The sequence below is a fragment of the Streptomyces sp. NPDC050625 genome (assembly GCF_040654755.1).
Taxonomy (GTDB): Bacteria; Actinomycetota; Actinomycetes; order Streptomycetales; family Streptomycetaceae; genus Streptomyces.
Window position 1 is genome coordinate 342,871 of sequence record NZ_JBFAIQ010000006.1, and the last position, 24,562, is coordinate 367,432.

The following is a 24,562-nucleotide window of genomic DNA, read 5'->3' on the forward strand; positions in this document are numbered from 1 at the left end:
GATGTCGAAACTCGGCAACCTCGGCGCCCGACTGCACCGTGGTGAGGTCAGCTACGACTTCATCGGCCACCGCAAGCTCTGGTACGGCATCTCCATCCTGATCACCATCACGGCCATCGTCGGCCTGGCGGTGCGCGGTCTGAACATGGGCATCGAGTTCCAGGGCGGAGCGGTCTTCACGACGCCCAAGGGCATGAACGTCTCGGTGACCCAGGCGGAGGAGTACGCGAAGGACGCCTCCGGCCATCCGGCGATCGTGCAGAAGCTCGGCGACGGCAGCATGCGCATCCAGATCGCCGGCATCGAGACCAACAAGTCCGACCAGGTCAAGCAGACGCTGGCCAAGGACCTGAGCATCGACCCGGAGAAGCTCGCGGCCGACCTGGTCGGCCCCAGCTGGGGCGAGCAGATCGCCTCCAAGGCCTGGCAGGGCCTGGCGATCTTCATGGTGCTCGTCGTGATCTATCTGGCGATCGCCTTCGAGTGGCGCATGGCCATCGCGGCACTCGTCGCGCTGATCCACGACATCACGATCACGACCGGTATCTACGCCCTGGTCGGCTTCGAGGTCACCCCGGGTACGGTCATCGGTCTGCTGACGATCCTCGGTTACTCGCTCTACGACACGGTCGTCGTCTTCGACAGCCTCAAGGAGCAGACGAAGGACATCACCAAGCAGACCCGCTTCACCTACAGCGACATCGCCAATCAGTCGATCAACGGCACCCTGGTCCGCTCGATCAACACCACCGTGGTCGCGCTGCTGCCGGTGGCGGGCCTGCTGTTCATCGGTGGCGGCTTCCTCGGCGCCGGCACGCTCAACGACATCTCGCTGTCGCTGTTCGTCGGCCTCGCGGCAGGTGCGTACTCCTCGATCTTCATCGCCACGCCGCTCGTCGCCGACCTCAAGGAGCGCGAGCCGCAGATGAAGGCCCTCCGCAAGCGTGTCCTGGCCAAGCGGGCCCAGGCCGCCGCGGAGGAGGAACTCGCTGAGAACCGGTCCGTGGCCGCGGACGAGCCGGAGGACGCCGCGGCCGCCGTGGTCGGCCCCCGCGGCCAGTCCGCGTCCCGCAGCCGGGGCCGTGGGCGAGCCTCGGGGAAGCGCCGATGACGGGCATCGAGGAACTGCTGCTCAGCCGCATCCGCGATGTGGCCGACTACCCGGAGCCGGGGGTGATGTTCAAGGACATCACCCCGCTCCTGGCGGACCCGGCGGCGTTCACCGCGCTCACCGACGCGCTGGCGGAGGTCGCCGGGAACACCGGTGCCACCAAGATCGTCGGTCTGGAGGCCCGTGGCTTCATCCTCGGCGCCCCGGTCGCCGTCCGCGCGGGCCTCGGGTTCATCCCCGTGCGCAAGGCGGGCAAGCTTCCCGGTGCCACGCTGCGCCAGGCGTACGACCTGGAGTACGGCTCGGCGGAGATCGAGGTGCACGCGGAGGACCTCACGTCCGGCGACCGTGTCCTGATCGTCGACGACGTGCTGGCCACCGGCGGCACGGCCGAGGCCGCGATCCAGCTCATCCACCGGGCGGGTGCCGAGGTGGCGGGCGTCGCGGTCCTGATGGAACTCGGCTTCCTCGACGGCCGCGCCCGCCTGGAAGCGCCCCTGAACGGCGCTCCGCTGGAGGCTCTCCTCCAACTCTGAGCCCCACAGACCCAACCGAACGGCCGCCCCGGACCCCGGGACGGCCGTTCGGCGTTCGGCCACGCTGTCCCGCGGCAGCACCGTGGCACCCCCACCGGCAACCACGCGCACGCCCCCGTCGCCACCCCACGGGCAGCCCCCGCAAACCGTCCGCACCCCCAGGCCACCCGCCGACCACTCGCGAGCGGCCCGCGTGGGTCCGGCGACAGCCTGTCGTTACGCGTCGCCGGAGTCGGCTTCGCCCTCGATGAGACTGCCGCACGGCTTCCGCAACCCCAGTGCCCCCGGGACCGCTCGCGGGCGGCCCATGTGGGTCCGGCGACAGCCTGTCGTTCGTGCGTTCCGCGGAGTCGGTGTCGTTCCCGGGGGCGGTTGCCGCAAGCCTGCGTACAAGGCGCTTGCACCCCCCAGTCCGGCCGACCGTCCGAAGGTGGTGCGCGTGGGTCTGGTGGCAGCGTTTCGTGCGCGTGTCCGCGGAGTCGGTGTCGTTCCCGGGGGCGGTTGCCGCAAGGCTGTGCCCGCGGAGGTCGGGTTCGGTCCCGGGCGGCCGCTGCAAGGCGCTCGCAACCCCCAGGTCGGTCGACTGCCCGAAGGTGGCCCGGGTGGGTCCGGTGGTGGCCGTTCGTGCGCGTGTCAGTGGAGTCGGCGTCGTTCCCGGCTGTCGTAAGCCTGCGTCCGCGGAAGTCGGTCGGTCCCGGGCGGCCGCTGGAAGGTGGCGGCATCCCTCAGGCCGGCCGACCGCCCGGGGCGGCTGCCGTAAGCCCTGGTTCGTGGGAATCGGCTTCGCTCGCGGCGGCCGGCGCAAGGCTCTCGCAACCCCCGGGACACCCGCCGACCACCCGCACGCCGCCCCTGCGGAATCCGGCGGCAGCCTCTCGTGTTTCTCTGGTAGTCGGTCCTCACATCGGCCTGAAGGCGATGCTTGAGCTCAGGCTCGCTACCATGGGGTCTCCGGAGCCTGACCGGGGGACCCGGATCGCGCACGAGGAGTCCTCTTGCCAGACGAGGCCCAGCACCTGACCGCCGCCAAGCCCGAGTCCGCCTCGGCACCGGCGGCCAAGCCCGCGCCGCACGCGAAGAACGACACCCGCGGGACGGTCGAGCACGCCCAGTCCGCGCCCGCCGAGAAGCCTGCCTCGACCTCGCGCCCCAAGCCGGCCCCGCCCGAGCGCTCCGCGCAGCCCCCCGTGGCCCGTCCCTCCGCGGGCCAGCCCGCCCGCTCCGGCTCCTCCAACCGCGTCCGTGCCCGCCTCGCCCGCCTCGGCGTCCAGCGTGCGAACCCGTACAACCCGGTTCTCGAACCGCTGCTGCGGATAGTGCGCAGCAACGACCCCAAGATCGAGAACGCCACGCTCCGCCAGATCGAAAGCGCCTACCAGGTCGCCGAGCGCTGGCACCGCGGCCAGAAGCGCAAGAGCGGCGACCCGTACATCACCCACCCGCTCGCGGTGACCACGATCCTCGCCGAACTGGGCATGGACCCGGCCACCCTCATGGCGGGCCTGCTGCACGACACCGTCGAGGACACCGAGTACGGCCTCGACCAGCTCCGCCGTGACTTCGGCGACACCGTCGCCCTCCTCGTCGATGGCGTCACCAAGCTGGACAAGGTCAAGTTCGGCGAGGCCGCGCAGGCCGAGACCGTACGCAAGATGGTCGTCGCCATGGCCAAGGACCCGCGCGTCCTGGTCATCAAGCTCGCCGACCGCCTGCACAACATGCGCACCATGCGTTACCTCAAGCGCGAGAAGCAGGAGAAGAAGGCGCGCGAGACCCTTGAGATCTACGCGCCGCTCGCCCATCGCCTCGGCATGAACACCATCAAGTGGGAACTGGAGGACCTCGCGTTCGCGATCCTCTACCCCAAGATGTACGACGAGATCGTACGGCTGGTGGCCGAGCGGGCACCGAAACGTGACGAGTATCTGGCCATAGTGACCGACGAGGTCCAGGCCGACCTGCGCGCCGCCCGCATCAAGGCGACCGTCACCGGCCGCCCGAAGCACTACTACAGCGTCTACCAGAAGATGATCGTCCGCGGCCGGGACTTCGCGGAGATCTACGACCTGGTGGGGATTCGTGTACTCGTCGACACCGTCCGCGACTGCTACGCGGCCCTCGGCACCGTGCACGCGCGATGGAACCCGGTCCCCGGCCGGTTCAAGGACTACATCGCGATGCCCAAGTTCAACATGTACCAGTCGCTGCACACGACGGTGATCGGCCCCAACGGCAAGCCCGTCGAGCTCCAGATCCGCACGTTCGACATGCACCGCCGCGCCGAGTACGGCATCGCCGCGCACTGGAAGTACAAGCAGGAGGCCGTCGCCGGCGCCTCCAAGGTCCGTACGGACGCGCCCAGGTCGTCCGGCAAGGACAAGGACGCCATCAACGACATGGCGTGGCTGCGGCAGTTGCTGGACTGGCAGAAGGAGACGGAGGACCCCAGCGAGTTCCTGGAGTCGCTGCGCTTCGACCTGTCCCGCAACGAGGTCTTCGTCTTCACCCCCAAGGGCGATGTCATAGCGTTGCCGGCCGGGGCCACCCCGGTCGACTTCGCCTACGCGGTCCACACCGAGGTCGGCCACCGCACCATAGGAGCACGGGTCAACGGCCGGCTCGTACCGCTCGAATCCACCCTGGACAACGGCGATCTGGTGGAGGTCTTCACCTCCAAGGCACCCGGTGCCGGCCCGTCCCGCGACTGGCTCGGCTTCGTCAAGTCGCCGCGCGCCCGCAACAAGATCCGGGCCTGGTTCTCCAAGGAACGCCGCGACGAGGCGATCGAGCAGGGCAAGGACGCCATCGTCCGCGCGATGCGCAAGCAGAACCTGCCGATCCAGCGCATCCTCACCGGCGACTCGCTCGTGACGCTCGCCCACGAGATGCGCTACTCGGACATCTCCGCGCTGTACGCGGCGATCGGCGAGGGCCATGTCTCCGCGCAGAACATCGTGCAGAAGCTCGTCCAGGCCCTCGGCGGCGAGGAGGCCGCCACCGAGGAGATCGACGAGGCCGTACCGCCCACGCGCACCCGTGGCCGCAAGCGCCGCTCCAGTGCCGACCCCGGCGTCGTGGTCAAGGGCGTCGACGACGTGTGGGTCAAGCTGGCCCGCTGCTGTACGCCCGTACCCGGCGACCCGATCATCGGCTTCGTCACACGCGGTAGCGGCGTATCGGTTCACCGCAGCGACTGCGTCAACGTGGAGTCACTGTCCCGCGAACCCGAGCGCATCCTCGACGTCGAGTGGGCGCCCACCCAGTCCTCGGTCTTCCTGGTCGCCATCCAGGTCGAGGCGCTGGACCGCTCCCGGCTCCTGTCGGACGTCACGCGCGTCCTGTCGGACCAGCACGTCAACATCCTCTCCGCGGCCGTCCAGACCTCCCGCGACCGCGTCGCCACCTCCCGCTTCACCTTCGAGATGGGCGACCCGAAGCACCTCGGACACGTCCTGAAGGCCGTGCGGGGCGTGGAGGGCGTGTACGACGTCTACCGCGTGACCTCGGCGCGCAACCGGTCATGACCACCGCACCGCGGTAGTCATGACCACCGCACCGCGCCAGCGCGTCGCACAGGCGCACACCGCGTCTCGCACGGGCGCATACGACGAGAGGGCCCCGTACATCGCGTACGGGGCCCTCTCGCATGCGTAGGGCGTGGTCAGCGGCCTGTCAGCCGCCGAACTCCTGCAGACCCTTCAGAGCCTGGTCCAGGAGCGCCTGGCGGCCCTCCAGCTCCTTTTCGAGCTTGTCGGCCCTGGACGTGTTGCCCTGGGCGCGCGCCTGCTCGATCTGGCCCCTCAGCTTGTCCACGGCCGCCTGCAGCTGACCGGTCAGACCCTCGGCACGCGCGCGTGCCTCCGGGTTCGTCCGGCGCCACTCGGCCTCCTCGGCCTCCTGGATGGCCCGGTCGACCGTGTGCATCCGGCCCTCGATCTTCGGACGCGCGTCACGCGGCACATGGCCGATGGCCTCCCAGCGCTCGTTGATCGAGCGGAAGGCGGCCCGGGCGGACTTCAGGTCCGTGATCGGAAGGAGCTTCTCGGCCTCCTCGGCCAGCTCCTCCTTCAGCTTCAGGTTCTCCGACTGCTCCGCGTCCCGCTCGGCGAAGACCGAGCTGCGGGCGGCGAAGAAGACGTCCTGGGCGCCGCGGAAGCGGTTCCACAGATCGTCCTCGTGCTCGCGCTGGGCGCGGCCCGCTGCCTTCCACTCCGACATCAGCTCGCGGTAGCGGGCGGCCGTCGGACCCCAGTCCGTGGAGTCGGACAGCGACTCGGCCTCGGCGACCAGCCTCTCCTTGGCCTTCCGGGCGTCCTCGCGCTGCGCGTCGAGCTGCGCGAAGTGGGCCTTGCGGCGCTTGGAGAACGCCGAGCGGGCGTGCGAGAAGCGGTGCCACAGCTCGTCGTCGGACTTGCGGTCCAGCCGCGGCAGCCCCTTCCAGGTGTCCACCAGCGCGCGCAGCCGCTCGCCTGCCGCCCGCCACTGGTCGGACTGGGCCAGCTGCTCCGCCTCGGTGACCAGGTCCTCCTTGGCCTTGCGGGCCTCGTCGGACTGCTTCGCACGCTGCGCCTTGCGCTCCTCGCGGCGCGCATCGACGGTCGCCACCAGCTTGTCCAGCCGCGCCCGCAGCGCGTCCAGGTCGCCCACCGCGTGGTGCGCCTCGATCTGCTCCCGCAGGTGGCCGATGGCCGTCTGGGCGTCCTTCGCCGACAGGTCGGTGGTCTGCACTCGCTTTTCGAGGAGGCCGATCTCGACAACCAGGCCCTCGTACTTGCGCTCGAAGTAGGCCAGCGCCTCCTCGGGGGAGCCGGCCTGCCAGGAACCGACGACCTGCTCGCCGTCGGCCGTACGCACGTACACGGTCCCCGTCTCGTCGACGCGGCCCCACGGGTCGCTGCTCACAGCGCCTCCTCCACATGATGCCTGCGAGGGGCCTTCGCGCCCCCGGGCATCGTCCACAGTTTCGTCACGGCCAACATAGGCGACCGGCGGGTTGCCTGTCCGCATCCCGCGCGACGGAAATTCCGCAGCTGGCCGTCATGCTCGTCAGGATTTTGTGACCGTCGCCTTGTTGATGACGACCGTCGCGTTCGGGGCTCCGTCACCGGCGCCCGTGTTCTCGCCCGCGGTGGCGATCTTCTTCAGCACCTTCAGGCCCGCCGCGTCGACAGTACCGAACGGTGCGTAGCTGGGCGGCAACTGGGAGTCCGCGTACACCAGGAAGAACTGGCTGCCGCCGGTGTGCTTCTGGCCGGTGTTCGCCATCGCGACCGTGCCCGCCGGGTAGACGTTGCCCTTCAGGCTGGAGTCCTTCAGGTTCTCGTCCGGGATCGTGTAGCCGGGACCGCCGCTGCCGGTGCCCGTCGGGTCGCCGCACTGGAGCACGTAGATGCCGTTGGTGGTGAGCCGGTGGCACTTGGTGTGGTCGAAGTAGCCCTGGCCGGCGAGGAAGTTGAACGAGTTCACGGTGTGCGGCGCCGCGGACGCCTTCAGCGCGACGTCGATGTCACCGCACGTCGTCGCCAGCTTCATCGTGTACTTGGCCGACGTGTCGATCGTGACCGCCGGCTCCTTCTTCCAGCTGAGCTTCTTCACGGAGCCCGCGGCGGCCTTCTCGCACGGGTCCGGCGCCTTGCTGGGGGCCGAGGCGCTGGGTGTGACGTCCGCGCTCGCGTTGGTCTTGTCGTCGTCGTTCTTGAGTACCCCGGTCGTGTACAGGGCGACACTGCCGATGACGACAACGCCGAGCACCGACGCGATCACGGAGTTGCGCATGCGTGCCTTGCGCCGCGCGCTCGTGCGCCGCTGCTGCTGCCGCAAGAACTTCTCCCGGGCGAGCTGACGCTTCCGCTGTTCCTGGCTGACCACCGGGTTCTCTCCTCATGAGTGTCGTGTGTCGACCGGTACGCGTGCGCCCTGTGAGCCGACCGCAGCGTGTAGCCCCGTACCGTATATGGGTTCGCTGAGGAATCGGCAGCGCCGGTAGGCTCTGCAGCAGCATCAGCCTGCCCGTATCGACACAACGAAGGACGATCGTGCTCATTGCCGGGTTCCCCGCCGGGGCCTGGGGGACGAACTGTTATCTCGTCGCCCCCGCCGCCGGTGAGGAGTGCGTGATCATCGACCCGGGCCACCAGGCCGCCCAAGGAGTCGAGGAAGCGCTCAAGAAGCATCGGCTCAAGCCCGTCGCCGTCGTCCTCACCCATGGCCACATCGACCACGTGGCCTCGGTCGTCCCCGTGTGCGGCGCGCACGACGTGCCCGCGTGGATCCACCCCGAGGACCGGTACATGATGAGCGACCCCGCAAAGGCGCTCGGCCGTTCCATCGGCATGCCGCTCATCGGCGAGCTGACCGTGGGGGAGCCCGACGACGTCAAGGAGCTGACCGACGGCGCCCGGCTGGAACTGGCGGGTCTGGAACTCTCCGTCGCGCACGCGCCTGGCCATACCAAGGGGTCGGTGACCTTCCAGATGCCCGAGACCGCGGACATCCCGTCGGTCTTCTTCTCGGGCGATCTGCTCTTCGCCGGCTCCATCGGACGCACCGACCTGCCCGGCGGTGACATGGCCGAGATGCTCGACTCGCTGGCCCGCGTGTGCCTGCCGCTCGACGACTTGACCGTGGTGCTGTCCGGCCACGGCCCCCAGACGACCATCGGCCAGGAGCGCGCCACCAACCCGTATCTGCGGCAGGTGGCCGTCGGCCTGGGAGCGAATGTCGACGCTCCCCGACGAGGAATGTGACGAGACCTTCCGTGAGCACCTTCAAGGCCCCCAAGGGCACGTACGACCTGATCCCGCCGGATTCCGCCAAGTACCTCGCTGTGCGCGAGGCGATCGCCGCGCCCCTGCGCAACTCCGGCTACGGCTACATCGAGACGCCCGGTTTCGAGAGCGTCGAGCTCTTCGCGCGCGGTGTCGGTGAGTCGACCGACATCGTGACGAAGGAGATGTACGCCTTCGAGACCAAGGGCGGCGACCGGCTCGCCCTGCGCCCCGAGGGCACGGCCTCCGTCCTGCGCGCGGCGCTGGAGGCCAACCTGCACAAGGCGGGCAACCTCCCGGTCAAGCTCTGGTACTCGGGCTCGTACTACCGCTACGAGCGCCCCCAGAAGGGCCGCTACAGGCACTTCTCCCAGGTCGGTGCCGAGGCGATCGGCGCGGAGGACCCGGCGCTGGACGCCGAGCTGATCATCCTGGCCGACCAGGCGTACCGCTCGCTGGGGCTGCGGAACTTCCGCATCCTGCTGAACAGCCTGGGCGACAAGGAGTGCCGGCCGGTGTACCGAGCCGCGCTGGTGGACTTCCTGCGGGGTCTGGACCTGGACGAGGACACGCGCCGCCGCGTCGACATCAACCCGCTCCGGGTGCTCGACGACAAGCGTGAGTCGGTCCAGAAGCAGCTGGGGGACGCGCCGCTGCTGCGGGACTACCTCTGCGACGCCTGCAAGACGTACCACGAGGAGGTCCGTGAGCTGATCACGGCGGCGGGCGTGGCCTTCGAGGACGACCCGAAGCTGGTGCGCGGCCTGGACTACTACACCCGTACGACCTTCGAGTTCGTCCACGACGGTCTGGGCTCCCAGTCCGCGGTGGGCGGCGGCGGCCGCTACGACGGCCTGTCGGAGATGATCGGCGGCCCGGCGCTGCCGTCCGTGGGCTGGGCGCTGGGCGTGGACCGCACGGTCCTGGCCCTGGAGGCGGAGGGCGTCGAGCTCGATCTCCCGTCCTCGACCTCGGTCTTCGCGGTCCCGCTCAGCGAGGACGCCCGTCGGCTGCTGTTCGCGAAGGTCACGGAGCTGCGCAGGCTCGGTGTCGCGGCCGACTTCTCCTACGGCGTGAAGGGGCTCAAGGGCGCGATGAAGAGCGCCAACCGCAGCGGGGCGCGCTACGCGCTCATCGCCGGCGAACGCGACCTCGCCGAGGGTGTCGTCCAGCTCAAGGACATGGAGTCCGGCGAGCAGACGGCGATCGGCGTGAACGAGATCGTGGCGGAGCTGGAGTCGAGACTGGGCTAGTACGAGTCGAGACTGGGCTAGTACAAGGAGGGGCGCCGGGAATACGGCGCCCCTTCGCTCACTGGTCGAGCAGCCCGTGCCGCATCGCGCAGGTGACCGCCGCCGTCCGGTCGTCCACGCCCAACTTGCCAAAGACGCGCAGCAGATGCGTCTTCACAGTCGACTCCCCGATGAACAGACGTCTCCCGATCTCCGCGTTCGTGCAGCCCTCCGCCACCAGCCGCAGCACCGCCCTCTCCCGCTGCGACAGCCGAGGCCGTTCCGGCCTGGCGCGGAGCTGGTCCACCAGACGGGCCGCGACCGAGGGCGCCAGTACGGTCTCGCCCCGGGCCGCGGCCCGTACCGAGTCGGCGAGTTGGCCGCGGGGCAGGTCCTTCAGCAGATAGCCCGCCGCCCCCGCCTCAACGGCCCGCAGGATGTCGCGGTCGGTCTCGTACGTGGTGAGCACGATCACCCGGCACGGCAGCCCGGCCTCGCTCATCCGCACGATGGAGTCGACGCCGTCACCCCCCGGCATGCGCAGGTCCATCAGCACGATGTCGGGCCGGAGTTCGGCCGCCAGTGCCTCGGCCTGCGGGCCGCTGGCCGCGTCGGCCACCACTTCCAGGTCCGGCTCGGCGCTCAGCATGGCGCGCAGCCCCTCGCGGACGACGGGATGGTCGTCGGCCAGGACGATCCGGATCACGCGGGCTCACTCCTCACGGCGGCGGGGACGGGCAGTCGTACGGTCACGGTCGTACCGTCGCCGGGCGTGCTGCACACCGAGGCCGTCCCGCCCACCTCGGCGACCCGGGCGCGCAGCCCCGCCAGACCGTAGCCGCCGGACACCGTGACCGGGTCGAAGCCGCAGCCGTCGTCGCGCACGGAGACGGTCACCGTCTCGTCGGCGTACGACAGCCGGATGCCGACCGCCGCCGAACTCCCCGCGTGCTTGCGGGCGTTCGCCAGCGCCTCCTGGCAGGAGCGCAGCGCCACCACCTCCGGTGCGGCCGGCAGCGCCCGCACCGGACCGGTCACCTTCAGCGTCGCCGCGTGCCGCGCCGCCAGTCTGCCCAGCGCGTCGGGCAGGGAGGCGCCGTCGAGGTCGGCGGGCGTGCCGCCGGCCACCAGGGCGCGGGCCTCGGCGAGGTTCTGGCGGGCCGTCTCGTCCATCAGCGCCAGATGACGGCGGGCCTGCGGGAGATCGTCCTCCAGCTCGGCCTCGACCGCCTGCACCAGCATCAGCAGACTGGTGAAGCCCTGAGCGAGGGTGTCGTGTATCTCACGGGCCATGCGTTCGCGTTCGGCGAGTGCGCCGTGCGCGGCCGACAGCCGGGAGATCTCGTGCCGGCTCGCGTCCAGTTCCGCGATCAGCTCGGCCCGTTCCCCGCTCTGCTGGATGATCCGGATGATCCAGCTGCCGACCACCACCGAGAACACGAGCGTGACCACGGAGAACAGCGCGTTGGCGAACAGATCGGTGGCCTCGGGCCGCCACACCAGCGCCCAGCCCACCACCGGCACCAGGTTGATCACGGTCACCGCGGCCAGGGCCGCGCGCATGCGCAGGGCCATGAAGCACTGGGGGACGAGGGCGAACGCCATCAGCCGCGTCTCGCCGACCAGCACCGCCGACGGCAGGAACAGCGCGATGGCCCCCGAGAGATAGCGCAGCATCCGCCGCTCGCCCTGCTCATCCGTCAGGAGCAGGGGACGGCCCACCGCGGCGTACCACGGCACCAGCGGTACGAGCAGCGCGGCGGCGACGGCCCGGACGGTCCACCCCGGATGCGCCGCCGCGAGGACGAAGGCCAGGGTGGCCGCCCAGGCGACCGCGAAGTACGCGTCCCAGAGCCCGAACGTGCGGTCCCAGACGTCCGCGCCGCGCGCCGCGCTCCAGCGGGTCATCCCTCGCGTCGGTCCTTCCACCGGAAAGTGAGCAGACACAGCGCCAATCCTCCGACGCACCAGGCGGCCAGCACCAGCGCGATGCGCCCGAACTCCCAGCTCCCCGACTGTTCGAGGACGCGCGCGGAGTCGGGCAGGAACACCCCGCGCAGCCCCTGGCACAGCCACTTCAGCGGGAACAGGGCGCCGATGTCCAGCATCCAGTCGGGGATGGTGCCGATGGAGATGTAGACGCCGGAGATGAACTGGAGGACGAGGAAGGGCAGTACGACGACGGAGCTCGCGCTCCTGCCCGACTTGGGCACGGAACTGATGGCGATCCCGAGCAGCGCGCAGCCGGTCATGCCGAGCACGAAGATCCATGCGAAGTCGAACCAGCGGTCCGCGTCGGACGGCAGGTCGACGCCGTAGATCGTGGTGCTGACGAGCAGGAGGATCGCGGTCTCCAGCACGCCGGTGAACAGAACCAGCCAGATCTTCCCCAGGAAGTACGACGCCGGCGGCATCGGAGTGCCGCGCAGCCGGCGCAGCACCTTCTCGTCCCGCTCGACGGCGATCGAGATGCCCAGCGACTGGAAGCTGGTCGACATGATCCCCGAGGCCATCATCGCCGGGACGTACAGCTGGGAGGCGGTGACGCCGCTGCCGCGCACGTCGTCGTGGAAGATCGAGGCGAAGAGGAACAGGAAGACGACCGGGAAGGAGAAGGTGAAGACCACCTGCTCGCGCTGCCGGAAGAACTGCTTGATCTCCAGCGCGCCCCGGTGCAGTCCGAGGGCCCAGGCCCCGGGCAGGCGCACGGCGGCGGGTTCCGTCCGGGTGGGTGCGGCGGTCGTGGTCATCGCGCTGTCTCCTGTCCGGTCAGCCGCAGATAGACGTCCTCCAGCGTCGGGCGGCTCACCCTGAGGCCCGGTATCTCGCCGTCGAAGCGGTGCATGAGCCCGGCGACGGTCTTCGTCGGGGTGTCCGTGTGCTCCGCGCGCGTGGAGCCGTCGGGGTCCGTCCACTCGACGGTGACGCCGGTGCCGTAGCGCTCGCGGAGCCCGACGGGTTCGCCCTCGGCGACGACCCGGCCCCGGGCGACGATCGCCAGCCGGTCCGCGAGCGCCTCGGCCTCCTCCAGATAGTGCGTGGTCAGCAGGATCGTGGTGCCCTCGTCGGCCAGCATCCGGATCAGGTCCCAGAACTGCCGTCTGGCCGCCGGGTCGAAGCCGGTCGTCGGCTCGTCCAGGAGCAGCAGTTCGGGGTTGCCGATCACACCGAGCGCCACGTCCAGCCGGCGCCGCTGCCCGCCCGAGAGGGCCTTGATCCGGCTGTCCGCCTTCGCCTCCAGACCGACCAGTCCTATGACCTCCCGCGGATCGCGCGGCCTCGGGTAGTAGCGGGCGAAATGCCCTACGGTCTCGCGGACCGTCAACTGCGCGGGCGCCGATTCGTCCTGCCAGACGATTCCCACACGGGATCGCCACGCGCGCGTGCCCGTCGCCGGGTCCGCACCCAGGACCGAGACCTCTCCCGCGTCCCGCGCGCGGTTGCCCTGGAGGATCTCCACCGTGGTGCTCTTGCCCGCGCCATTGGGTCCCAGCAGGCCGAACACCTCGCCCCGCCGGATGCCGAGATCGATTCCGTCCACCGCGGTCACGTTCCCGTACTGCTTGCGCAGCCCTCGTACGTGCACCGCGTGTTCGTTCGCGTGTGCTGTCATGCCGTCGAGCTTCGGCCGGAACCGAACGTTCGGGGACGACCGTGCGTACCTCCTTATGTCCACCGAACGGTGGACAGACCTGCTCGTGCGGCACAATGGCCCCTGCCCAAGGAATGTCCAACTCTCAAGCAGACGGATCGGCGTGATGAGCAAGACGACAGTCAAAGACGTCTCGACGGACCCCGCGCCCGAGCGTGCCACCGCGCGCACGGAGGGCGGCAGCCGCGCCTTCGCCCTGCTGCTGATCATCACCGGCGCCGCCGGTCTGCTCGCCGCCTGGGTCATCACGATCGACAAGTTCAAGATCCTTGAGGCCAAGGTCGCGGGCAAGACCTTCACCCCCGGGTGCAGCCTCAACCCGGTCGTCTCCTGCGGCAGCGTCATGGAGAGCAAGCAGGCCGCCGCCTTCGGCTTCCCCAACCCGATGCTCGGCCTGGTGGCCTACGGCATCGTGATCTGCGTCGGCATGAGCCTGCTGGCCCGGGCCCGCTTCCCGCGCTGGTACTGGCTGACCTTCAACTTCGGCACGCTCTTCGGCGTCGGCTTCGTCACCTGGCTGCAGTTCCAGTCCCTGTACCGGATCAACGCGCTGTGCCTGTGGTGCTCGCTGGCCTGGGTCGCCACGATCTTCATGTTCTGGTACGTGACGTCGTTCAACGTCCGCAACGACTTCCTGCCGGCCCCGCGCTGGCTCAAGGGCTTCTTCGGCGAGTTCACCTGGGTGCTGCCGGTCCTGCACACCGGCGTCATCGGCATGCTGATCCTGACCCGCTGGTGGGACTTCTGGACGAGCTGACGGACCGGCCGACGGCCCGGACGGACCGGCCGACGGCCCTGACGGGATTGTCAGTGCCGTGTCTTAGGGTTTCAGCGTGGAACCCGACCTCTTCACCGCCGCGGCGGAAGAACGCCAGGAGAAGGACCCGGCAGGCAGCCCCCTGGCGGTGCGGATGCGCCCGCGCACCCTCGACGAGGTCGTGGGCCAGCAGCACCTCCTGAAGCCCGGCTCGCCCCTGCGCAGACTGGTCGGCGAGGGCAACGGCGGCCCGGCCGGACCGTCCTCGGTCATCCTCTGGGGCCCGCCCGGCACCGGCAAGACGACCCTCGCGTACGTCGTCTCCAAGGCCACCGACAAGCGGTTCGTGGAGCTGTCCGCGATCACGGCGGGCGTCAAGGAGGTCCGCGCGGTCATCGACGGCGCCCGCCGCGCCACCGGCGGATACGGCAAGGAGACCGTCCTCTTCCTCGACGAGATCCACCGCTTCAGCAAGGCACAGCAGGACTCCCTGCTCCCGGCGGTGGAGAACCGCTGGGTCACCCTGATCGCGGCGACCACCGAGAACCCGTACTTCTCGGTGATCTCCCCGCTGCTGTCCCGCTCTCTGCTGCTGACCCTCGAACCCCTCACCGACGACGACATACGCGGCCTGCTGCGCCGCGCACTGAGCGACGGGCGCGGTCTGAAGGACGCCGTCACCCTGCCCGAGGACACCGAGGACCACCTCCTGCGGATCGCCGGCGGCGACGCCCGCCGGGCCCTGACCGCCCTGGAGGCCGCCGCCGGGGCCGCGCTCGACAAGGGCGAGACGGAGCTCGCCCTGGCCACGCTGGAGGAGACGGTCGACCGGGCCGCGGTGAAGTACGACCGCGACGGCGACCAGCACTACGACGTCGCGAGCGCCCTCATCAAGTCGATCCGCGGCTCCGACGTCGACGCGGCCCTGCACTACCTGGCCCGCATGATCGAGGCGGGCGAGGACCCCCGCTTCATCGCCCGCCGCCTGATGATCTCCGCCAGCGAGGACATCGGCCTCGCCGACCCGAACGCGCTGCCGACGGCGGTCGCGGCCGCGCAGGCCGTGGCCATGATCGGCTTCCCCGAAGCCGCCCTCATCCTCAGCCACGCCACCATCGCCCTCGCCCTGGCCCCCAAGTCCAACTCCGCGACCACCGCGATCGGCGCCGCCCTGGAGGACGTACGCAAGGGACTGGCCGGTCAGGTGCCCCCGCATCTGCGCGACGGGCATTACAAGGGCGCCGCCAAGCTCGGCCATGCGCAGGGGTACGTCTATCCGCACGACCTGCCCGAGGGCATCGCCGAGCAGCAGTACGCCCCGGACCCGATCAAGGACCGCGAGTACTACGCCCCGACCCGGCACGGCGCCGAGGCGCGCTACGCGGACGCGGTCGAGTGGACCAGGAAGCACCTCGGTCGCAGACGGTCCTGAGCAGCCTGTAGAATTCCCGGAGCGCTGAGTCCCGCGCTGTCAGAGCGGGACAACCAGCCGGAGCCCGGTTCCTCGTGGACCGGCTCCAGGAGCGTCGCGCACCGTCGAAGGTGTCGCGGGCAGCCCACCACCACCCGGAGCTCCGGGAGCGGTCGGTGGGCCACTCGCGTGCTGCACGTATGTGCCCAGACCAGGGGAGCGGCTGCCCGGTAGGTCCCAGGTGGACCGGCGGGTTTCCCCGGCTGCGGATGCGACCTCCCTCAACCCTGACGAGCCGAATATCAGAAGGAAGAAAGAGACAGTGGCGAACCAGTCCCGCCCCAAGGTCAAGAAGTCGCGTGCCCTCGGCATCGCGCTGACCCCGAAGGCCGTCAAGTACTTCGAGGCCCGCCCCTACCCGCCGGGTGAGCACGGCCGTGGCCGCAAGCAGAACTCGGACTACAAGGTCCGTCTGCTGGAGAAGCAGCGTCTGCGCGCGCAGTACGACATCTCCGAGCGCCAGCTGGTCCGCGCCTACGAGCGCGCCTCCAAGGTTCAGGGCAAGACGGGTGAGGCCCTGATCGTCGAGCTGGAGCGCCGCCTCGACGCGCTGGTCCTGCGTTCGGGCATCGCCCGCACGATCTACCAGGCCCGCCAGATGGTCGTCCACGGCCACATCCAGGTCAACGGCCAGAAGGTCGACAAGCCGTCCTTCCGTGTCCGTCCGGACGACGTCGTCCAGGTCCGCGACCGCTCCAAGGACAAGACGCTCTTCCAGATCGCCCGTGAGGGTGGCTTCGCCCCCGACGGTGAGACCCCCCGCTACCTGCAGGTGAACCTCAAGGCCCTGGCGTTCCGCCTGGACCGCGAGCCGAACCGCAAGGAAGTTCCGGTCATCTGCGACGAGCAGCTCGTCGTCGAGTACTACGCCCGCTGATCACCAGCCGGACGTAGTACCTCAGCCCGCCGTCTCCCCGCCCTTCCGGGTGGGCGAGGCGGCGGGCTTTCGCATGCCCGACTCCTGCGCGGTGTGCCGCTCCGGTCCGCGCGGCGACGGCAGGGCGTCCAGCGGGCGCACGCCGTGCCGCCCCAGCGCCCGGGCCACCGCCGCCTCCCCGTCCAGCCCTGCTCCCTCCCGTGCGCACTCCTCGTACCGCTCGTCGCCCAGCGCTTCCCTGGCCGTCACCTCGCACAGCTCGTGCGGGGCGTTGAAGTGGGCCGAGCCGAACAGCGGCAACCCCACCGAAGGCCACAGCCGGGCCGCCGCGCCCTGCAGCACGGCCGCCTCACCGGGGTCGCCCAGCGTCGCCGTGACCAGGGCCAGCAGCTCGATCGACAGCACCGAGCCCAGCAGATCGCGGAACGAGTGCGCATGGTCAAGGCTGTCCGCCAGCAGGTCCCGGGCCCGCGCCGGATCGCCGTCCCGCCAGGCCGCGTACGCCAGCACGTACAGCGCGTACGACCGGGCCCACCGCTCCCCGTGGTCGTCGCACACTTGGCGCACGTCCTCGCACAGCCGCACCGCGTCCGGCAGTTGCCCGCGAAACGCCCGCGCCATCGCCAGCTCGACCTGGGCCATCAGCACGTTGCTGTTGAGCTCGCCGATCTCCCGGTAGTGGGCCAGCGCCGAGCGCAGCAGCGTTTCTGCGCGTGCCATGTCGTCCGTGACCAGGGCCAGACAGCCGCTGCGGTGTTCCGCGTACGCCACCGCCGTCGCGTTCGCGGCCCGATCCGCCTCTTCCCGGCACTCGTGCAGGGCGGCCAGCGCCGGAACCGGGTCGCCCTGCAGGATCGCGACATGAGCGAGCACCCACAGGGCCTTCAGCCGGGACTGCTCGTAGTCCGACTCCAGCTCCACGCTGCGCTCAAGCCAGCGCCGTCCCTCCGACAGCTGCCCGCAGCCGACCCAGTAGAACCACAGCGAACCCGCCAGGTACTGGCCCAGATGTGTGTCGTCGGACCCGGACAGACAGTGCTCCAGGGCGATCCGCAGATTCGGCAGCTCGGCCTCGACGCGCGCGGCCACCTCGGCCTGCCGCGGCGAGAACCAGTCCAGTTCGCACCAGGTCGCCAGGCCCATGTACCAGTCGCGATGGCGCCGGCGCAGCCGCTTTGCGTCCCCCGTCGCCGCCAGCCAGTCGGCGCCGTAGGCACGGACCGTGTCCAGCATGCGGTAGCGCACGCCCGCCGGGCTCTCCTCGCGCGAGACGACCGACTGCGTGAGCAGCTCCGACAGCACGTCGAGGACGTCGGCGGCGGGCAGTCCGGCACCGCTGCACACATACTCGGCCGCCTCCAGGTCGAACGTCTGGGCGAACACCGAGAGCCGCGCCCACAGCAGCCGCTCCGCGGGTGTGCACAGCTCGTGGCTCCAGCCGATGGTCGTGCGCAGCGTCCGATGGCGGGGGAGGGCGTCCCGGCTCCCGCCGGTCAGCAGCCCGAACCGGTCGTCGAGCCGCTCCAGCAGCCGGCCGGGCGGCAGGACCCGTAACCGCCCCGCGGCCAGCTCGACCGCCAGCGGGATCCCGTCCAGACGGCGGCACAGCTCCCGCAGGTCCGCATCGTCCCGCGCCTCCACCCCCTGCCGGGCCGCCCGGTCCAGGAGCAGCTCCACCGCCTCGTCCACACCGAGCGGAGCCAGCGGGAACAGCCGCTCACCCGCCACCGCCAGCGGCCGCCGGCCCACGGCGAGCACCCGCAGCCCCGGCACCCGCCGCAGCAGTTCGGTCACCAGCGCGGCGCACGCGTCCACCAGATGCTCGAACCCGTCCAGAACCAGCAGGAGTTGGCGATGGGCGAGATGCTCGAGCAGCGCCCGGAGCGGCGGCCGCGTGGTGTGGTCCGTCAGCCCCAGCGCCGCCACGACCGCGTAGTCCACGAAGTCCGGATCGTGCACCGGTGCCAGCTCCACGCGCCACACGCCGTCCCGCGGCGCCGATTCCGCCGCCGCCCGCGCCGCGAGCCGCGACTTGCCGACCCCGCCCGCACCGGTCACCGTCACCAGCCGCCCGGCCCGGAGTGCCCGGCCCAGCCCGGCGAGTTCGGCCGACCGTCCCACGAAGGAGTCGAGCTCCAGGGGCAGATTGCCGTCCGTCGAGGGACCCGGGCGTTGAGGAGCTCGCATGGGACACGGAGCGTACTGAAGCGTGTTCGGTCCGTACAATCGCTTCGCGCAAGTCCGCCGCTCGCGGAAGGTAATCCGGTACGGAGCCGCATGCCCGGCGCGATAGGCTCGGTGCACTGCTTTTTTCATGGTTCCGATCTTCAGAGCACGTTTCAGAGAGCGGGTGCGCACGGTGTCCGGTGGAGAGGTGGCCGGGATCCTGGTGGCCGTCTTCTGGGCGATCCTGGTCTCCTTCCTCGCCGTCGCGCTGGCGAGGCTGGCCCAGACGCTCAAGGCGACCACCAAGCTCGTCGCGGACGTGACCGACCAGGCCGTCCCGCTGCTCGCCGACGCCTCGACGGCCGTGCGCTCGGCGCAGACGCAGATCGACCGGGTCGACGCGATCGCCTCCGACGTCCAGGAGGTCACCTCGAACGCCTCCGCGCTGTCGACCACCGTCGCCTCCACCTTCGGCGGCCCCCTGGTCAAGGTCGCGGCCTTCGGCTACGGCGTGCGCCGGGCGCTGGGCGGCCGCAGGGCGGACGTGCCCGTCAAGGAACCCAGGCGTACCGTGATCGTGGGCCGGACGGTCCCGGCCGCGCGGCGGGCGAAGCGGAAGAAGGACTGAGACCTAGCGATGTTCCGCCGTACGTTCTGGTTCACCACGGGTGTCGCCGCCGGTGTGTGGGCCACCACGAAGGTCAACCGCAAGCTCAAGCAGCTGACCCCCGAGAACCTCGCCGCGTCCGCCGCGAACAAGGCGCTCGAAACGGGTCAGCGCCTCAAGGACCGCGCGGTCGGTTTCGCGCTCGACGTCCGCGACAACATGGCGCAGCGGGAGGCCGAGCTGGAGGAGGCCCTGGGCATCGACCAGAGCCCCCAACTTCCCGCGCCCCGGCGGTATAACGCCATCGAGAACAACCGCAGCAACCCGAAGTACATCGAGAACACGACGTACTCGTACAACCGGAATGAGGACCACTGATGGAGTCGGCCGAGATTCGCCGCCGCTGGCTGAGCTTCTTCGAGGAGCGCGGGCACACCGTCGTCCCTTCGGCGTCGCTCATCGCGGACGACCCGACTCTGCTCCTCGTTCCCGCCGGCATGGTGCCCTTCAAGCCCTACTTCCTGGGTGAGGTCAAGCCGCCGTACCCGCGCGCCACCAGCGTGCAGAAGTGCGTGCGCACGCCCGACATCGAAGAGGTCGGCAAGACCACCCGCCACGGCACGTTCTTCCAGATGTGCGGCAACTTCTCCTTCGGCGACTACTTCAAGGAAGGCGCCATCAAGCTCGCCTGGGAGCTGCTCACCGACCCCCAGGACAAGGGCGGTTACGGCCTCGACCCCGAGCGTCTGTGGATCACCGTCTACAAGGACGACGACGAGGCCGAGCGCATCTGGCACGAGGTCGTCGGCGTGCCCAAGGAGCGCATCCAGCGCCTCGGCATGAAGGACAACTACTGGTCCATGGGCGTCCCCGGACCCTGTGGCCCCTGTTCCGAGATCAACTACGACCGCGGCCCCGAGTTCGGCGTCGAGGGCGGCCCGGCCGTCAACGACGAGCGGTACGTGGAGATCTGGAACCTCGTCTTCATGCAGTACGAGCGCGGCGAGGGCACCGGCAAGGACAACTTCGAGATCCTCGGCGAGCTCCCGAGCAAGAACATCGACACGGGCCTCGGCCTGGAGCGTCTCGCCATGATTCTGCAGGGCGTGCAGAACATGTACGAGATCGACACCTCGATGGCCGTGATCAACAGGGCCACCGAGCTGACCGGTGTCGCCTACGGTGACGCCCACGACTCGGACGTGTCCCTGCGTGTGGTCACCGACCACATGCGCACCGCCACCATGCTCATCGGCGACGGCGTCACCCCCGGCAACGAGGGCCGTGGCTACGTCCTGCGCCGCATCATGCGCCGCGCCATCCGCAACATGCGGCTGCTGGGCGCCACCGGCCCCGTCGTCAAGGACCTGATCGAGGTCGTGATCGGCATGATGGGCCAGCAGTACCCGGAGCTGGTCACCGACCGCGAGCGCATCGAGAAGGTCGCCCTCGCCGAGGAGAACGCCTTCCTCAAGACGCTGAAGGCCGGCACCAACATCCTCGACACCGCCGTCACCGAGACGAAGCAGGCCGGCGGCACGGTCCTGGCCGGCGACAAGGCCTTCCTGCTCCACGACACCTGGGGCTTCCCGATCGACCTCACCCTCGAGATGGCCGCCGAGCAGGGCCTGTCGGTGGACGAGGAGGGCTTCCGCCGCCTGATGAAGGAGCAGCGGGAGCGCGCCAAGGCCGACGCCCAGGCCAAGAAGACCGGCCACGCCGACATGGGCGCCTACCGTGAGATCGCCGACAAGGCCGGTGCCACCGACTTCATCGGCTACTCGGACACCGAGGGCGAGACCACCGTCGTCGGCATCCTGGTCGACGGCGTCTCCTCCCCGGCCGCCACCGAGGGCGACGAGGTCGAGATCGTCCTCGACCGCACCCCGTTCTACGCCGAGGGCGGCGGTCAGATCGGTGACACCGGCCGTATCAAGGTGGACTCCGGTGCCGTCATCGAGGTCCGCGACACCCAGAAGCCGGTCCCGGGCGTGTACGTCCACAAGGGCGTCGTCCAGGTCGGCGAGGTGACCGTCGGCGCCAAGGCCCACGCCTCGATCGACCAGCGTCGCCGCAAGGCCATCGCCCGCGCCCACTCGGCCACCCACCTCACCCACCAGGCGCTGCGCGACGCCCTCGGCCCGACGGCCGCCCAGGCCGGTTCCGAGAACCAGCCCGGCCGCTTCCGCTTCGACTTCGGCTCCCCGTCCGCCGTTCCGACGGCCGTGATGACCGACGTCGAGCAGAAGATCAACGAGGTGCTCGCCCGCGACCTCGATGTGCACGCCGAGGTCATGGGCATCGACGAGGCCAAGAAGCAGGGCGCCATCGCCGAGTTCGGCGAGAAGTACGGCGAGCGCGTCCGCGTCGTGACCATCGGGGACTTCTCCAAGGAGCTGTGCGGCGGCACGCATGTGCACAACACCGCCCAACTGGGTCTGGTGAAGCTGCTGGGCGAGTCGTCCATCGGCTCGGGTGTACGCCGTATCGAGGCCCTCGTCGGTGTCGACGCCTACAACTTCCTCGCCCGCGAGCACACGGTCGTCGCCCAGCTCCAGGAGCTGATCAAGGGCCGCTCGGAGGAGCTTCCGGAGAAGGTCTCCGCCATGCTCGGCAAGCTGAAGGACGCCGAGAAGGAGATCGAGAAGTTCCGCGCCGAGAAGGTGCTGCAGGCCGCCGCCGGTCTCGTCGAGTCCGCCAGGGACATCAACGGCGTCGCCGTGGTCACCGGCCGGGTCCCGGACGGCACCACGCCGGACGACCTGCGCAAGCTGGTCCTCGACGTGCGCGGTCGCATCCAGGGCGGCCGGGCCGCCGTGGTCGCCCTGTTCACGGTGAACAACGGCAAGCCGCTCACGGTCATCGCCACCAACGAGGCCGCCCGTGAGCGCGGTCTCAAGGCCGGTGACCTGGTCCGTACGGCCGCCAAGACCCTCGGCGGCGGCGGTGGCGGCAAGCCGGACGTCGCCCAGGGCGGCGGTCAGAACCCGGGCGCCGTCGGTGAGGCCGTGGACGCCGTCGAGCGTCTCGTCGCCGACACCGCCAAGTAAGGAAACGGTCAGAAATGCGCAGAGGGCGTCGACTCGCGATCGACGTCGGGGATGCCCGGATCGGGGTCGCCTCGTGCGACCCCGACGGGATCCTCGCCACTCCGGTGGAGACCGTTCCCGGGCGGGACATTCCGGCAGCTCACCGCAGGCTCAGACAACTGGTCGAGGAGTACGAGCCGATCGAGGTCGTCGTCGGTCTGCCTCGCTCCCTCAAGGGGGGCGAGGGACCGGCCGCGATCAAGGTCCGCGCCTTCGCCCAGGAACTCGCCAAGGGCGTCAAGCCGGTGCCGGTCCGCCTGGTCGACGAGCGGATGACGACGGTGACGGCCAGTCAGGGACTGCGCGCCTCCGGGGTGAAATCCAAGAAGGGCCGCTCCGTCATCGACCAGGCGGCCGCCGTGATCATCCTGCAGCAGGCCCTGGAATCCGAACGGGTGTCAGGTAAACCACCCGGCGAGGGCGTCGAAGTGGTCATCTGATCGCGATACGGTAACGTTCCGCGCGATGCGATGGTGTTCGAACAGCCACCGCACAGCAAGAGGCGGAACGGATACCGGCCCCCCGGGCCGTGTGTCGCCGCCGCCTCGCGGCTCTAGGGGATCGATGACTGAGTATGGCCGGGGCCCAGGCTCCGAACCGTGGCATCCGGAGGACCCGTTGTACGGGGACGTCGGATGGGAAGGGCAGCAGCAGGCCCACGTGGGCCAGCAGCCTGCCTACGGCGGCCAGCCGCAGCACTATCCGCAGCAGCCGCAGCAGGGTGGCTGGGGCCAGGCCCAGGGACAGCAGGGCGGATACGGCCAGCAGCAGAACCAGTACTACGACGCTCAGGGTCGGCCCTACGGCCAGCAGCAGTACGCCGGTCAGCCACAGCAGCAGTACGCCGCGCAGGCCCAGCCGCAGTACCAGCAGGGCGGCTGGGACGCGACCGGCACCCATGGACACGTCCCCTACGCCGCCGACCCGGGCGACCCTTACGGCCAGCAGCCCGTGGCGTACGGCGCGCAGCAGCCCGATCTCTACGGCACACCGGACGCGTATCCGCCGCCGGAGCCGCCCGGCCGCAGGCGTCCCGAACCGGAGCCGGAGACCGACTGGGACCCGGGGCCCGACCAGGGCGAGCACGCCTTCTTCTCGGACGACGATGACGAGGACGACTTCGACGACGACCCGAAGGGCCGGCGCGGGCGCGGTGACGCGAAGGGCAAGGCGGCCAACGGCGGCAAGGGCGGCAAGAAGAAACGGCGCAACGGCTGCGCCTTCATGTTCGTCGTCCTGGTGTTCGGCGGCGGTCTCGGCGGGGTCGGCTACTACGGCTATCACTTCTACCAAAATCGTTTCGGCCCGGCCCCGGACTATGCGGGCAGCGGGAACGGCGAGCAGGTCGTGGTCGTCATCCCGAAGGGCGCCGGCGGCTGGGCGATCGGCCAGAAGCTGCAAGAGGCGGGCGTCGTCGAGAGCGCGGCCGCGTTCGTCTCCGCACAGCAGGCCAACCCCAAGAGCAAGTACCTCCAGGACGGCGTCTACACGCTGGAGAAGCACATGTCCGCCGCGAGCGCGGTGGAACTGATGCTCAGCCCGAAGAGCCGCAGCAACATGATCATCGCCGAGGGGCGGCGCAACTCGGCGGTCTACAGCGAGATCGACCAGCGCCTCGGAGTGAAGGCGGGCACCACGGCCGCCGTCGCGAAGAAGGAGTACAAGCACCTCGGTCTGCCCGCCTGGGCGCTGAACCAGCCGAACCTCAAGGACCCGCTGGAAGGATTCCTCTACCCCTCCAGCTACGCGGTCGCAAAGGGTCAGAAGCCCGAGGCCGTCCTCAAGAGCATGGTGTCCCAGGCCACCGCCACGTACCGGGAACTGGGCGTGGAGAAGAAGGCCAAGGCGCTCGGCCTCGACAGTCCCTGGCAGCTGCTCACCGTGGCGAGCCTGGTGCAGGCCGAGGGCACGAGCCACGACGACTTCCGCAAGATGGCCGAGGTCGTCTACAACCGCCTCAAGCCGGACAACCCGCAGACCTACGGGCGGCTGGAGTTCGACTCCACATACAACTACGTGAAGAACCAGAGCAAGATCGACCTGAGCATCGCCGAGCTGCGCAGGTACAACAACCCGTACAACACCTACTACGCCAAGGGTCTGCCGCCGGGCCCGATCGACAACCCCGGCGAGGAGGCGCTCAGGGGCGCGCTCGCCCCGACGCACGACGGCTGGTACTACTTCATCTCGATGGACGGCAAGACCAGCAAGTTCACCAAGACGCTCGCGGAGCACGAGAAGCTGGTCAACCAGTGGAACGAGGCGCGGAAGAAGAGCTGACCGTCTGCGTATGATCC

The 24,562-nt window shown here is 70.0% G+C and carries 20 protein-coding genes; 13 read left to right on the forward strand and 7 right to left on the reverse strand.

Going from position 1 to position 24,562, the window contains the following annotated elements; translation table 11 throughout:
• Nucleotide 1 precedes the first annotated feature (1 nt).
• From secF to AB0I54_RS17295, 3 genes are all read left to right on the forward strand, one after another.
• Nucleotides 2-1,111: a protein translocase subunit SecF gene (gene secF, locus AB0I54_RS17285; protein ID WP_363296817.1), complete on the forward strand. Its 1,110-nt coding sequence runs from the start codon at nt 2-4 to the stop codon at nt 1,109-1,111.
• Entirely contained in the window at nt 1,108-1,647 is a 540-nt protein-coding gene (locus AB0I54_RS17290) for an adenine phosphoribosyltransferase (RefSeq protein WP_363296818.1), read from the forward strand. The genes secF and AB0I54_RS17290 overlap by 4 nt, the downstream gene beginning before the upstream one ends.
• A 995-nt stretch (nt 1,648-2,642) precedes the next feature.
• Nucleotides 2,643-5,171: a bifunctional (p)ppGpp synthetase/guanosine-3',5'-bis(diphosphate) 3'-pyrophosphohydrolase gene (locus AB0I54_RS17295; RefSeq protein WP_363296819.1), complete on the forward strand. Its 2,529-nt coding sequence runs from the start codon at nt 2,643-2,645 to the stop codon at nt 5,169-5,171.
• Nucleotides 5,172-5,319: 148 nt separating this feature from the next.
• On the opposite strand, the gene AB0I54_RS17300 is transcribed toward AB0I54_RS17295, so the two are convergent.
• Nucleotides 5,320-6,549: a DUF349 domain-containing protein gene (locus AB0I54_RS17300; protein ID WP_363296820.1), complete on the reverse strand. Its 1,230-nt coding sequence runs from the start codon at nt 6,547-6,549 to the stop codon at nt 5,320-5,322.
• Nucleotides 6,550-6,693: 144 nt separating this feature from the next.
• Nucleotides 6,694-7,515: a peptidylprolyl isomerase gene (locus AB0I54_RS17305; protein WP_363296821.1), complete on the reverse strand. Its 822-nt coding sequence runs from the start codon at nt 7,513-7,515 to the stop codon at nt 6,694-6,696.
• A 167-nt stretch (nt 7,516-7,682) separates the two neighbouring features.
• Between AB0I54_RS17305 and AB0I54_RS17310 the strand changes: the two genes are divergently transcribed.
• On the forward strand, nt 7,683-8,393 hold the full coding sequence (locus tag AB0I54_RS17310) for an MBL fold metallo-hydrolase (RefSeq protein WP_363296822.1): 711 nt from the start codon (nt 7,683-7,685) through the stop codon (nt 8,391-8,393).
• Nucleotides 8,394-8,404: 11 nt separating this feature from the next.
• A complete protein-coding gene (gene hisS / locus AB0I54_RS17315; protein ID WP_363296823.1) occupies nt 8,405-9,667 on the forward strand; it encodes a histidine--tRNA ligase in 1,263 nt (420 codons plus the stop codon).
• A 58-nt stretch (nt 9,668-9,725) separates the two neighbouring features.
• Here hisS and AB0I54_RS17320 read toward each other — a convergent pair whose 3' ends face one another.
• Genes AB0I54_RS17320 through AB0I54_RS17335 form a run of 4 tightly spaced genes read right to left on the reverse strand, consistent with a single transcriptional unit; the run spans nt 9,726 to nt 13,259 of the window.
• On the reverse strand, nt 9,726-10,352 hold the full coding sequence (locus tag AB0I54_RS17320) for a response regulator transcription factor (protein WP_363296824.1): 627 nt from the start codon (nt 10,350-10,352) through the stop codon (nt 9,726-9,728).
• Nucleotides 10,349-11,554 (reverse strand): sensor histidine kinase, encoded by a 1,206-nt coding sequence (locus AB0I54_RS17325; protein ID WP_363296825.1) that lies wholly within the window; start codon nt 11,552-11,554, stop codon nt 10,349-10,351. The genes AB0I54_RS17320 and AB0I54_RS17325 overlap by 4 nt, the downstream gene beginning before the upstream one ends.
• A complete protein-coding gene (locus tag AB0I54_RS17330; RefSeq protein ID WP_363296826.1) occupies nt 11,551-12,396 on the reverse strand; it encodes an ABC transporter permease in 846 nt (281 codons plus the stop codon). The genes AB0I54_RS17325 and AB0I54_RS17330 overlap by 4 nt, the downstream gene beginning before the upstream one ends.
• Nucleotides 12,393-13,259, reverse strand: a complete 867-nt coding sequence (locus tag AB0I54_RS17335) for an ABC transporter ATP-binding protein (protein ID WP_363296827.1) — start codon at nt 13,257-13,259, stop codon at nt 12,393-12,395. The genes AB0I54_RS17330 and AB0I54_RS17335 overlap by 4 nt, the downstream gene beginning before the upstream one ends.
• Nucleotides 13,260-13,404: 145 nt before the next feature.
• Between AB0I54_RS17335 and AB0I54_RS17340 the strand changes: the two genes are divergently transcribed.
• The 3 genes from AB0I54_RS17340 (at nt 13,405) to rpsD (ending at nt 16,403) form a co-directional block, all read left to right on the forward strand.
• Entirely contained in the window at nt 13,405-14,055 is a 651-nt protein-coding gene (locus AB0I54_RS17340) for a vitamin K epoxide reductase family protein (RefSeq protein ID WP_363296828.1), read from the forward strand.
• A gap of 76 nt (nt 14,056-14,131) precedes the next feature.
• On the forward strand, nt 14,132-15,487 hold the full coding sequence (locus AB0I54_RS17345) for a replication-associated recombination protein A (RefSeq protein ID WP_363296829.1): 1,356 nt from the start codon (nt 14,132-14,134) through the stop codon (nt 15,485-15,487).
• A 301-nt stretch (nt 15,488-15,788) separates the two neighbouring features.
• The gene (rpsD, locus tag AB0I54_RS17350) at nt 15,789-16,403 is read left to right on the forward strand and encodes a 30S ribosomal protein S4 (protein ID WP_014671539.1); all 615 of its coding nucleotides are present in this window, start codon (nt 15,789-15,791) and stop codon (nt 16,401-16,403) included.
• Nucleotides 16,404-16,424: 21 nt separating this feature from the next.
• Here the strand turns inward: rpsD and AB0I54_RS17355 are convergent, their stop codons facing one another.
• The gene (locus AB0I54_RS17355; RefSeq protein WP_363296830.1) at nt 16,425-18,590 is read right to left on the reverse strand and encodes an AAA family ATPase; all 2,166 of its coding nucleotides are present in this window, start codon (nt 18,588-18,590) and stop codon (nt 16,425-16,427) included.
• A gap of 163 nt (nt 18,591-18,753) precedes the next feature.
• Here AB0I54_RS17355 and AB0I54_RS17360 point away from each other — a divergent pair, with 163 nt between their 5' ends.
• From AB0I54_RS17360 to mltG, 5 genes are all read left to right on the forward strand, one after another.
• Nucleotides 18,754-19,197, forward strand: a complete 444-nt coding sequence (locus tag AB0I54_RS17360; protein WP_363296831.1) for a DUF948 domain-containing protein — start codon at nt 18,754-18,756, stop codon at nt 19,195-19,197.
• Nucleotides 19,198-19,206: 9 nt separating this feature from the next.
• Nucleotides 19,207-19,554 (forward strand): hypothetical protein, encoded by a 348-nt coding sequence (locus tag AB0I54_RS17365; protein WP_363296832.1) that lies wholly within the window; start codon nt 19,207-19,209, stop codon nt 19,552-19,554.
• Entirely contained in the window at nt 19,554-22,226 is a 2,673-nt protein-coding gene (alaS, locus tag AB0I54_RS17370; protein WP_363296833.1) for an alanine--tRNA ligase, read from the forward strand. The genes AB0I54_RS17365 and alaS overlap by 1 nt, the downstream gene beginning before the upstream one ends.
• A gap of 14 nt (nt 22,227-22,240) precedes the next feature.
• Entirely contained in the window at nt 22,241-22,705 is a 465-nt protein-coding gene (gene ruvX, locus AB0I54_RS17375) for a Holliday junction resolvase RuvX (protein WP_363296834.1), read from the forward strand.
• Nucleotides 22,706-22,829: 124 nt separating this feature from the next.
• Nucleotides 22,830-24,545 carry an endolytic transglycosylase MltG gene (gene mltG, locus AB0I54_RS17380; RefSeq protein ID WP_363296835.1) on the forward strand — a complete coding sequence of 572 codons (1,716 nt, stop codon included), beginning with the start codon at nt 22,830-22,832 and terminating at the stop codon, nt 24,543-24,545.
• Nucleotides 24,546-24,562 lie beyond the last annotated feature (17 nt).

Bases quoted from the DNA above. Each gene is read 5' to 3' on its own strand.
- AB0I54_RS17330 (WP_363296826.1), bottom strand. From the start codon at position 12,396: ATGACCACGACCGCCGCACCCACCCGGACGGAACCCGCCGCCGTGCGC.
- secF (WP_363296817.1), top strand. From the start codon at position 2: ATGTCGAAACTCGGCAACCTCGGCGCCCGACTGCACCGTGGTGAGGTC.
- alaS (WP_363296833.1), top strand. From the start codon at position 19,554: ATGGAGTCGGCCGAGATTCGCCGCCGCTGGCTGAGCTTCTTCGAGGAG.
- AB0I54_RS17335 (WP_363296827.1), bottom strand. From the start codon at position 13,259: ATGACAGCACACGCGAACGAACACGCGGTGCACGTACGAGGGCTGCGC.
- AB0I54_RS17325 (WP_363296825.1), bottom strand. From the start codon at position 11,554: ATGACCCGCTGGAGCGCGGCGCGCGGCGCGGACGTCTGGGACCGCACG.
- AB0I54_RS17355 (WP_363296830.1), bottom strand. From the start codon at position 18,590: ATGCGAGCTCCTCAACGCCCGGGTCCCTCGACGGACGGCAATCTGCCC.
- AB0I54_RS17290 (WP_363296818.1), top strand. From the start codon at position 1,108: ATGACGGGCATCGAGGAACTGCTGCTCAGCCGCATCCGCGATGTGGCC.
- ruvX (WP_363296834.1), top strand. From the start codon at position 22,241: ATGCGCAGAGGGCGTCGACTCGCGATCGACGTCGGGGATGCCCGGATC.
- AB0I54_RS17365 (WP_363296832.1), top strand. From the start codon at position 19,207: ATGTTCCGCCGTACGTTCTGGTTCACCACGGGTGTCGCCGCCGGTGTG.
- AB0I54_RS17340 (WP_363296828.1), top strand. From the start codon at position 13,405: ATGAGCAAGACGACAGTCAAAGACGTCTCGACGGACCCCGCGCCCGAG.
- mltG (WP_363296835.1), top strand. From the start codon at position 22,830: ATGACTGAGTATGGCCGGGGCCCAGGCTCCGAACCGTGGCATCCGGAG.